Source organism: Kordia sp. (genome assembly GCF_045105435.1).
Classification (GTDB): domain Bacteria; phylum Bacteroidota; class Bacteroidia; order Flavobacteriales; family Flavobacteriaceae; genus Kordia.
The window spans coordinates 1-9,546 of sequence record NZ_JBGCDL010000280.1; the positions used below are offsets into that span (position 1 = coordinate 1).

A 9,546-nucleotide genomic window follows, 5' to 3' on the forward strand; every position below is an offset into this window, starting at 1 on the left:
CTATGTCTTCTATCTTAGATGCGAACATTACAACAGGGTTAACGGCGTTAATCTTATTCCTATTCGGAACAGGACCAATTAAAGGGTTTGCAACTACGTTATTAATCGGTATTTTCACGTCATTATTTACGGCAATCTTCATTACACGTTTACTAATTGACTGGTATATTGAAAAAGGAAATACATTAGCTTTCTCTACAGGAGCAACGAAAAACTTATTCAGAAACAATACTGTTGAGTTCTTAAAAAAGCGTAAAGTAGCATATATCATTTCTGGAGCAGTGATCTTAGTAGGTTTAGGATCTATCATTTTAGGAAATCAATTAAACCAAGGTGTTGACTTTGTTGGTGGACGTTCATACCAAGTACGTTTTGAAGGAACTACAAGTCCTCAAGCAGTAAAAACTGAATTAGAAAAACAATTTGTAGTAGATGGTACTGTAGTTTCTCCGGAAGTGAAAACATTTGGTGAAGACAATCAGTTAAAAATTACGACAAAATATAAAGTAAACGAAACAGGAACTGAAGTTGATGATGAAATCAAAGAAAATCTATTTAATGGTTTAAAATCATTCTTACCAAATGATATGACTTTAGAAAGATTTGTTGATGGAGCAGAAGACAAACAAGTCGGAATCATGCAATCAATCAAAGTTGGACCAACGATTGCGGATGATATCAAAAAAGATTCATTCTGGGCAGTATTAGGTTCGTTAGTAGTGGTGTTCTTATACATCTTATTACGATTCAGAAGATGGCAATTCTCTCTTGGAGCAGTTGCTGCCGTATTCCACGATGTATTAATCGTATTAGGTATCTTCTCATTAGCATGGAAATATTTACCATTTACAATGGAAATCAACCAAGCATTCATTGCGGCAATTTTGACCGTAATTGGATACTCGCTGAATGATACCGTGGTCGTATTTGATAGAATTCGTGAGTTTATGAACGAAAACGCAAATTGGAAATTTAGCAAAGTTGTAAATGCAGCCTTAAACAGTACATTAAGTAGAATCTTAAATACATCGTTAACTACATTGGTCGTATTATTAGCGATCTTTATTTTCGGTGGAGAATCTATTAGAGGATTCATGTTCGCCTTAATTATTGGTGTAATTGTAGGTACATACTCATCTATGTTTATTGCAACTCCAATTATGTATGATACCATCAGAAAAGGTGATATCAACAAAGGATTAGAAGAAGAAAAAGAAGCGTAATCAGTATAGATTCACTCTTTATTCAATATAGAAAAACGCTGCTCGTAATGAGTAGCGTTTTTTTTGTTTGTATAAGTTGTTGTGTGTGAATTTGAATCAAATCGAAATAATACGATTCAGAGCAGATTGAAGTATTCATCAGCGTCTTTTCAAGCTAATTCTAACAGTTGTTAAGCGCTATTTTTTTCTAGTGAAGTTAGGAAAAACGTATGAATAAAGTATAGATTGTATGATATAGCTAAAATGAATGATAGAGCAAAAGAAGTTAGCTCATTCTTATAACAGAAACGCCAATAATTGCAAAAGTACTAAGTAATATCAATTTAATTTTACGGGGAAACAGCTCTTTTCATTCAAATGAAATCAAATAGAGAAGAAGCCTTAAAGCGTATTTATAATATTAGAATTTTGGTTATTTAAAACTTTACAAACGTAATCGTATCGCCAATTTCAAGCAGCCATTTTTCAGCTAAACCAGCATTTACTTCCAGTACATACATTGCAGGAACTTCAGAAGGCAATCCGGCTTCATCTAAAGGCTTTGCATTTTCTTGAAAACTTACTATTTTTTTATTGTCATCCAAATAGATAATATCTAAAGGAATGTACGTGTTTTTCATGTAAAAGCTTCTCGGAAACAAAGTTGGGAATACAAAAAGCATTCCTTCTGTGTCTTTCATAGACTGGCGGTACATAAGTCCAGTTTCACGTTCATATACGCTTTCTGAAAACTCTATATCGAGTGTGATAATATCTTCTCCATTAGCTTTTGCTAAGGTTAATTCACCTTCTTTCGTAAACCCAACCTCAACTGTTTTAACCGTTTTGTTGCTATCCGATTCTCCACAAGAAACAAACGTTATTGCAACACAAAATAATAAGAGTAATTTTTTCATTAGGAAGCTGTTGATTTATTCGTGTCTGTATTTTTAGTTTCTCGGAACATAAAATAGAATCCGGCGATAATAAAAGGAATACTTAGCCATTGTCCTGTAAGTAGTAACCATTCTTCACGTGCTTCTATTTGTGCTTTCTTTACGAATTCTACAAAGAAACGAACCGTCCAAAGTAATACTAAAAACAGTCCAAAAATATATCCTTGTTTGTCTTTTTTATTTGTTTTCCAGTACGTATAATATAAAATAGCAAATACAAAAACATAGCAAAATGCTTCATACAATTGTGCCGGATGTCGTGGAAAATCTTCGCCTTTCGCTTGAAAAATAACGCCAAAATCAGAGTTAGTCGCTTTTCCAAGAATTTCAGAATTAAAAAAGTTTCCTATTCGTACAAAAACACCACCAATAGCGACTGCAATTACGATTCGGTCTAAAATCCAAAGTAAACTTTTATAGGGATATTTTCTTCTGTATAAATACATGGCAACAATAATTCCGATCGCAGCTCCGTGACTTGCCAATCCTGCGAAACCAGTAAATTTATAACCTTCTATAAAACCAAATAAAGTGGCGTTTGCATCTGCTTTGATAGGAAGTAAAATTTCTATCAAATGATTTTGGTAGTAAGGCCAATTGTAAAAGAATACTTCACCCAAACGCGCGCCTAATAAGGTTGCAATTACCGCATACATAAACAAAGAATCTAAGTACTTTATTTCAATGCCTTCATTGTCGTAAATCTTTTTGGTGATATAATATCCTAAGCTAAACGCAATAATAAACATTAAGCTGTAATATCGGATTTCAATCGGACCTATATTCAATAAAACTTCACTAGGATTCCAGTTGATACTTAGTAGGTGCATAAAAGGTATAGTTTATAAAGTGTAAATATAGACAAACCAAACGGAAATCAAAGAATACAAATGGTAAAGGAATGTTATTTAACGGAAACTCAATTTTAAGAAGTCGTATGGATGAACTCAAAGTTGAATCGAAGTTTAATATTGAATTTATTTCTTCTTTTTCGTTACATCATCCGGAACAGGATCATAACCACTTCCGCCATACGGATGACAGCTAAAAATTCGTTTGAGTGCTAATCTGCCACCACGAAACAAACCGTGTTTTTTCAATGCCTCCGCAGCATAATGCGAACAGGTTGGTGTGTAACGACAAGCCGCAGGTGTGTACGGTGAAATTGCCGCTTGGTAAAAACGGATGATGAGTAAAAAAGGATATGTGAGTATCTTTTTAATAGCGATCTTTTTTAACCAAACTTAGGAAACCGAAAACGATGTGCCTTCTTTTCCATCTTTCAGCTGAATGCCTAAGGCTAATAATTCGTCACGAATTTTATCAGACATCGCAAAATCTTTGTTTGTGCGTGCTTCGTTTCGCATCTTAATCAGCAATTCAACAACTCCAGAAAGTGCATCACCATCATCAGACGAACCGTTTTGCTGCTCTAAACCTAAAATGTCAAATACAAATGCATGCATGTATTTTTTAAGTTCCGCTAGTGTTTCTGGTAAAATTGTCGCTTTTCCATCTTTCAGCTGATTGATATATTTGACAGCTTCAAACAAATCGGCAATTAAAATTGGCGTATTAAAATCGTCATTTAGTGCAGTGTAGCAATTGCGTTTCCAAACCTCAAAATTAAAACTAGTTTTATCGCCCACAGGCTGCAAACTATCTAGCGTTTTCATAGCTTCCATCAGCTTATAGAAACCTTTTTCGGAAGCTAACAACGCGTCATTACTAAAGTCAAGAATGCTTCGGTAATGTGCTTGCATCATAAAAAAACGGGCTACGCTTGGCGCGAATCCTTTTGAAAGATGTTCACTGTTTCCAGAGAAAATTTCAGCAGGAAGAATGTTATTTCCCGTTGATTTTGCCATTTTCTTTTTATTCAACGTCAGCATATTGGCATGCATCCAATAATTTACAGGTGTTTTTCCTTTGGAAGCTTCATTTTGAGCAATTTCACATTCGTGATGTGGAAACTTTAAATCCATTCCGCCACCGTGAATATCAAACTGATCGCCTAAGTATTTTGTACTCATGGCTGTACATTCTAGGTGCCAACCTGGAAAACCATCACTCCAAGGTGAAGGCCAGCGCATGATGTGAGTTGGTTCTGCTTTTTTCCAGAGGGCAAAATCTTGCGGATTCTTTTTATCGCTTTGTCCATCTAATACGCGTGTATTATGAACTAAATCTTCTAAATTACGTTTGCTTAGTTTTCCGTAATCGTGCGTTTCATTGAATTTATGAACGTCAAAATATACAGAGCCATTTACTTCGTAGGCAAGTCCTTTATTAAGAATATCTTTTACAATTTCTATTTGCTCAATAATATGTCCTGTTGCTGTTGGTTCAATACTTGGCGGATGAAAATTGAATTTTTGTAGAATTGTGTGGAAGTCAACAGTATAACGTTGTACAATTTCCATTGGTTCTAGTTCTTCCAAACGTGCTTTTTTGGCAATTCGATCTTCACCAACATCGGCATCATTTTCCAAATGACCGGCATCGGTAATATTTCGCACATACCGTACTTTAAAGCCTAAATGCGTTAAATACCTAAAAATCATATCGAATGACATAAACGTGCGTACGTTTCCTAAATGCACATTGCTATACACGGTAGGACCACATACATACATTCCAACATGACCTTCATTAATAGGTTTAAAAACTTCTTTTTGGTTTGTGAGGGAATTGTATATTTTCAGTTCTTGTTCTTGATATAATTTCATGGTAAATGATAAAAAAGATGTTATTTTAAAATTTTGTATCTAATTTAATATAATCTAGGAATTCTAAGCGTGTTTTTTCATTTTTAAATTTTCCGCCAAATTCTGCGGTTACAGTACTGCTTTCTATGTCTCTGATTCCGCGAGAGTTTACACATAAGTGTTTAGCGTCAATTACACAGGCAACATCTTCGGTTCCAAGTACTTTTTGCAATTCTTTTACTACTTGAATCGTTAAACGTTCTTGAACTTGTGGTCGTTTTGCGTAATAATCAACCACGCGATTCATTTTTGAAAGTCCTACCACAGTTCCGTTAGAAATATAGGCAATATGTGCTCTACCAACAATAGGAAGTAAATGATGTTCGCAAGTAGAGTAGACAACGATGTTTTTCTCTACTAACATTTCATTATACTTATACTTATTGTCAAATGTAGAAGCTTTTGGTTTTCTATCGGGATGCAATCCGCCAAAAATTTCGTTCACAAACATTTTAGCAACTCTATTTGGAGTTCCTTTAAGGCTGTCGTCCGTCATATCTAAACCTAAAGTTTCCATAATATGAGCAACATCTTTTTTAATGCTTGCTATTTTGTCTTCATCACTAAGTTCAAAAGCGTCTTTACGTAATGGAGTATCATAAGAAGTCATGATGTGATCGTCTCCTAAAGCTTGTATTTCTTCTTCAAGCGCTTTATCTATTTTCATTGATTCTGTATTTCTTTATATTTAAAAAATGTAGTACAAATCATTAATAATACGACGCAAAATAAACCTTGGGTATATCAAAGATTTGAAACTCTATTTTTTTCAAAATTTAACAAGACAGCAAAGATAATTAAATATTGTATATGATTTGGCTGAACGTGCCGTAAATAAATGTGTTAAAGAACTATGTATATCACAAAATTTTCTTAATTTTCCGCGATTCTAAATAATTTTTTTAACACAATGTCGGATTTTTATAGACCTTGTTGTTATATATAATGTAAAGAAAAAAGAAGTGTTCTTTTTAGGAAACTAAAAGTAGCTTCATTTCAAATTAATAAATATCAGCACACAACCATGACTATTATGCGTAAAATTTATGTATGTATGATGTTCTTATTTTTAGGGCTTTGTATGAATGCACAAACTAAAAATGAGACTTATAAATTTAAGGAACATCAAGTAGATAACTTCATCAAGGAAGTTTACGGAGATCAAGCTCAGAAATTGATCTTCTCTAACAAACAACGATACCAAACATTACGAAAGCTTATTGTGGAGCGAATGAAAATTGTGAAGCAACCTAAAATTAGAGGGAAAGAAAGTCCTAATATTACGGCTGAAGGAATGTTGACTACATACAACAAAAACCTAAAGCATGATGGTTTTAACAAAGCAACATTCAATCCCTTAAAATACAATATTCAATTCTTCGACATAGCAACCAGAGCTTATAGAATTGACAATACTGAATACCTATTAATTATTCAACCTCAACCTAAACTACAAAACTAAATATTTAGAGATGAAAAAAATAGTTCTCTTATTACTCATTGTGCCTATATTCTGTTTCGGACAAGATATTATTATCGAAAATGGTACTTTTACAATATGTCAAGGTACTTTTCTTGATACAGGAGGTGGCGGAGCAGGACAATATTCAAACAATGAAAATTTTGTCATGACGATATGCCCTGCGAATCCAGGTGATAAAGTGCAATTAGACTTTACCTCATTTGGTGTGCAAAATATGTCAGATAATATGATTATCTATAATGGTGATGATGTGACAGCACCTCAATTTGGAATCTATACAGGAACGGCAAGTCCAGGGATTGTAGTCGCTACAAACGCTAACATTTCAGGATGTCTTACGATAGAATTTATGTCGGATGATGCTGGAGTCAACATTGGTTGGGCAGCAGATATTTCATGTATAACACCATGTCAAACAATCAATTCACAATTAGATTCTTCCGTACCTGCGGCAGATGGAAATAATATCATAGAAATATGCCAAGGCGATACTGTAACCTTTAACGGAAGTGCAACGTTTTCTTCTGATGGTACAGGCGCACAATACCAATGGGATTTTGGTGATGGAAATTCGGCTAATGGAGAATCTGTTACGCATACCTATCCAAACCCAGGAGCATATATTGTTAATTTAACTGTGACAGACACAAATAACTGTACCAATAATAACTCAATCAATCAAGTAGTCCGTGTTTCTACAACACCCGACTTTACAGGAACGGAACCTGCAGATCCTATTATATGTTTTGGTGATGATACTACAATTCCAGGAATTGTTAATGCAGTACCATTTATTGTAGAATGTACGCCACCTGTAAGTGGAGAAACATTTTTACCAGATGGAAGTGGAGTTTCTTATGAAACTTCTATTCCTGTAGATTGTTTTGAATCAGATCAAGTAATAACCTCTGGAACAGATTTATTACAGGTATGTTTAAATATTGAGCACTCTTTTACAGGTGATTTAGAAATTGTAATCGTTAGTCCAAATGGACAAGAAGCAGTATTACTAGATTTTCCTAATATTGGAGGAGGAACATATCTTGGAGCTGCCAATGATGATGGATCTACTGATCCAGGAGTGGGAGCAGAGTATTGTTTTGCGTTAACAGGAACTGTAAATTTAGATGACGGACCAACAACCAATTTAGGAACAGGAAATGCTTTTGTGCCAGATACGTATCTTCCTGTAGATCCAAATGGATTTGATGATCTTATCGGAAGTCCATTGAACGGAAACTGGACTATTAGAGTTACTGACAACCTTAATGTTGATAACGGATTTATATTTAACTGGAAACTAGACTTTGATCCAGCCATTTTACCAGGAGATGAATCATTTACACCTGTAATTGAATCAGAAGGATGGCAAGCAGATGCTTCTATAACAGATACAACGGGTAATGTAATTACAGTGCAACCAACAACACCAGGACAACACTGTTATACGTATGAAGCTACGGATGATTTAGGATGTACATACACAGAAACAGTTTGTATTGATGTAACTCCAGAAATGAACAATGCACCAGCTTCAAATTTATCGGTATGTTCTGCAAATACTACAGAAGTATTTGATCTTACTGTAAATACAGCACAAGTATTAGCTCCAATTGCTGATACTACCGATATGGAAGTTACCTATCACTTGTCACAAGCAGATGCCGATGCAGGAGTAGGAGCTTTGACACTTGCACAAGCACAGGCATACTCTGGTAGTGACGGTGAAGAAATATTTATAAGAATATCATACACAGGAACGACAGCAATTGACTGTTTCCAAACAGACTCTTTTACTTTAAATATAGGAAGTCCTACTGCAAATGTAGTTCCAGATATTGTACTTTGTGATATTGGAAACGATGGTGTTGAAGAATTTGAACTATGTCAACAAACAGATTTAGTCTTAGGAACACAAGACCCAGCAGATTACACAGTAACTTATCATGATACACAAGCGGATGCAGACAACAATGCAAATCCGCTAGCATGTTTACACGACAATGGAACAGTGCCTACAGATGATATATTTGTAAGAGTTCAAGACAATAACAGTGCAACCTGTTTTGCAATAACCTCATTTAACTTAGTCTTAAATGCTGAACCGACATTAATAGCTGCTGCTGATCTAGTTACCTGTGATGATCCTTCAAATGATGGAACAGAAAATTTTGATATAGCAGCACAAGTTTCAATCATTTTAGGAACACAAGATCCGAATGATTTTACAATTAGTTTTCACGGGAGTCAAGCTGATGCTGATGCAAATGTAACTCCTTTAACTTCACCGTATCCAAATACAACTCCGAGTGACTTAATTGTTGTAAGAGTTGAAGATAATACTACAAACTGTGTGTCAACAACACAGTTCAATGTTATATTAAATGCATTACCAATAGCAAATCCTGTTGCAAATATTACAGTTTGTGACGATGATTCGAATGATGAAACTGAGTCTTTTGATTTGGATGCGTTAGATATTCAAGTGTTAGGGACACAAGATTCAATGCTATTTGACGTTACATATCACTCTTCTCAAACTGAAGCTGATTCAGGAGCAAATCCATTGCCGAGTCCGTACAATAACGCTACTGACACTGAGCCAATCTTTGTGCGTATTGTGAATGTTAATGATGCAACATGTGTAGATACGACAAGCTTTCAAATAAAAGTTGATTACCAACCAACAGCAGTACAACCTGCAAATATGGTGGTTTGTGACGATGCTTCTAACGATGGAGTGGAAGTTTTTGACTTTTTAACACAAGAAGCTATAATTCTAGGGACGCAAGACCCAGCAGATGTAGACATTAACTTCCACGAAACTCAATCAGATGCAGATGCTAATATAAACCCATTACCAACTACATACACAAATACAGGGACAACAGATACTGATACAATATTTGTAAGTGTTACTAGTACTGATCCAATGAATACATGTAGTACTACTTTAAGTTTTGACGTTACTGTAAACCCATTACCTGTGGTAGTTACGCTAACACCTTTGGAAGAATGTGATGATGATACGGATGGACTTGTCGGTTTTATTTTGACAGAAGCTGATACTGAAATTTTAACAGGTCAAACTTCTACAGATGCTATGACCATTACCTATTATGAGACAATGGCAGAAG

The 9,546-nt window shown here is 34.9% G+C and carries 8 protein-coding genes; 3 read left to right on the forward strand and 5 right to left on the reverse strand.

The window, feature by feature from the left end:
- A partial coding sequence (gene secF, locus AB8B65_RS14265) for a protein translocase subunit SecF (RefSeq protein ID WP_405301832.1) occupies positions 1-1,223 on the forward strand: 1,223 nt, incomplete at its 5' end.
- Between the two features lie 416 nt (positions 1,224-1,639).
- Here secF and AB8B65_RS14270 read toward each other — a convergent pair.
- The 5 genes from AB8B65_RS14270 to folE form a co-directional block, all read right to left on the reverse strand.
- Entirely contained in the window at positions 1,640-2,119 is a 480-nt protein-coding gene (locus AB8B65_RS14270) for a DUF192 domain-containing protein (protein ID WP_405301833.1), read from the reverse strand.
- Positions 2,119-2,988 (reverse strand): prolipoprotein diacylglyceryl transferase, encoded by an 870-nt coding sequence (lgt, locus tag AB8B65_RS14275; RefSeq protein ID WP_405301834.1) that lies wholly within the window; start codon positions 2,986-2,988, stop codon positions 2,119-2,121. Before lgt ends, AB8B65_RS14270 begins: the two co-directional genes overlap by 1 nt.
- Positions 2,989-3,135: 147 nt before the next feature.
- Positions 3,136-3,381: a membrane protein insertion efficiency factor YidD gene (yidD, locus tag AB8B65_RS14280; protein ID WP_405301841.1), complete on the reverse strand. Its 246-nt coding sequence runs from the start codon at positions 3,379-3,381 to the stop codon at positions 3,136-3,138.
- Between the two features lie 21 nt (positions 3,382-3,402).
- Positions 3,403-4,887 carry a cysteine--tRNA ligase gene (gene cysS / locus AB8B65_RS14285; RefSeq protein WP_405301836.1) on the reverse strand — a complete coding sequence of 495 codons (1,485 nt, stop codon included), beginning with the start codon at positions 4,885-4,887 and terminating at the stop codon, positions 3,403-3,405.
- A 25-nt stretch (positions 4,888-4,912) separates the two neighbouring features.
- Complete coding sequence (folE, locus tag AB8B65_RS14290) at positions 4,913-5,593, reverse strand: GTP cyclohydrolase I FolE (protein WP_405301837.1); 681 nt, start codon at positions 5,591-5,593, stop codon at positions 4,913-4,915.
- Between the two features lie 387 nt (positions 5,594-5,980).
- Between folE and AB8B65_RS14295 the strand changes: the two genes are divergently transcribed.
- Both AB8B65_RS14295 and AB8B65_RS14300 read left to right on the forward strand, forming a co-directional pair.
- Positions 5,981-6,388 (forward strand): hypothetical protein, encoded by a 408-nt coding sequence (locus tag AB8B65_RS14295; protein WP_405301838.1) that lies wholly within the window; start codon positions 5,981-5,983, stop codon positions 6,386-6,388.
- 10 nt (positions 6,389-6,398) lie between these two features.
- Positions 6,399-9,546, forward strand: a 3,148-nt coding sequence (locus tag AB8B65_RS14300; RefSeq protein ID WP_405301839.1) for a PKD domain-containing protein, incomplete at its 3' end; no start/stop codon positions are given.

What these genes read in the sequence shown, in the direction of transcription:
- AB8B65_RS14270 (WP_405301833.1), bottom strand. Translation starts at nt 2,119, where the DNA reads ATGAAAAAATTACTCTTATTATTTTGTGTTGCAATAACGTTTGTTTCT.
- lgt (WP_405301834.1), bottom strand. Translation starts at nt 2,988, where the DNA reads ATGCACCTACTAAGTATCAACTGGAATCCTAGTGAAGTTTTATTGAAT.
- cysS (WP_405301836.1), bottom strand. Translation starts at nt 4,887, where the DNA reads ATGAAATTATATCAAGAACAAGAACTGAAAATATACAATTCCCTCACA.
- folE (WP_405301837.1), bottom strand. Translation starts at nt 5,593, where the DNA reads ATGAAAATAGATAAAGCGCTTGAAGAAGAAATACAAGCTTTAGGAGAC.
- AB8B65_RS14295 (WP_405301838.1), top strand. Translation starts at nt 5,981, where the DNA reads ATGATGTTCTTATTTTTAGGGCTTTGTATGAATGCACAAACTAAAAAT.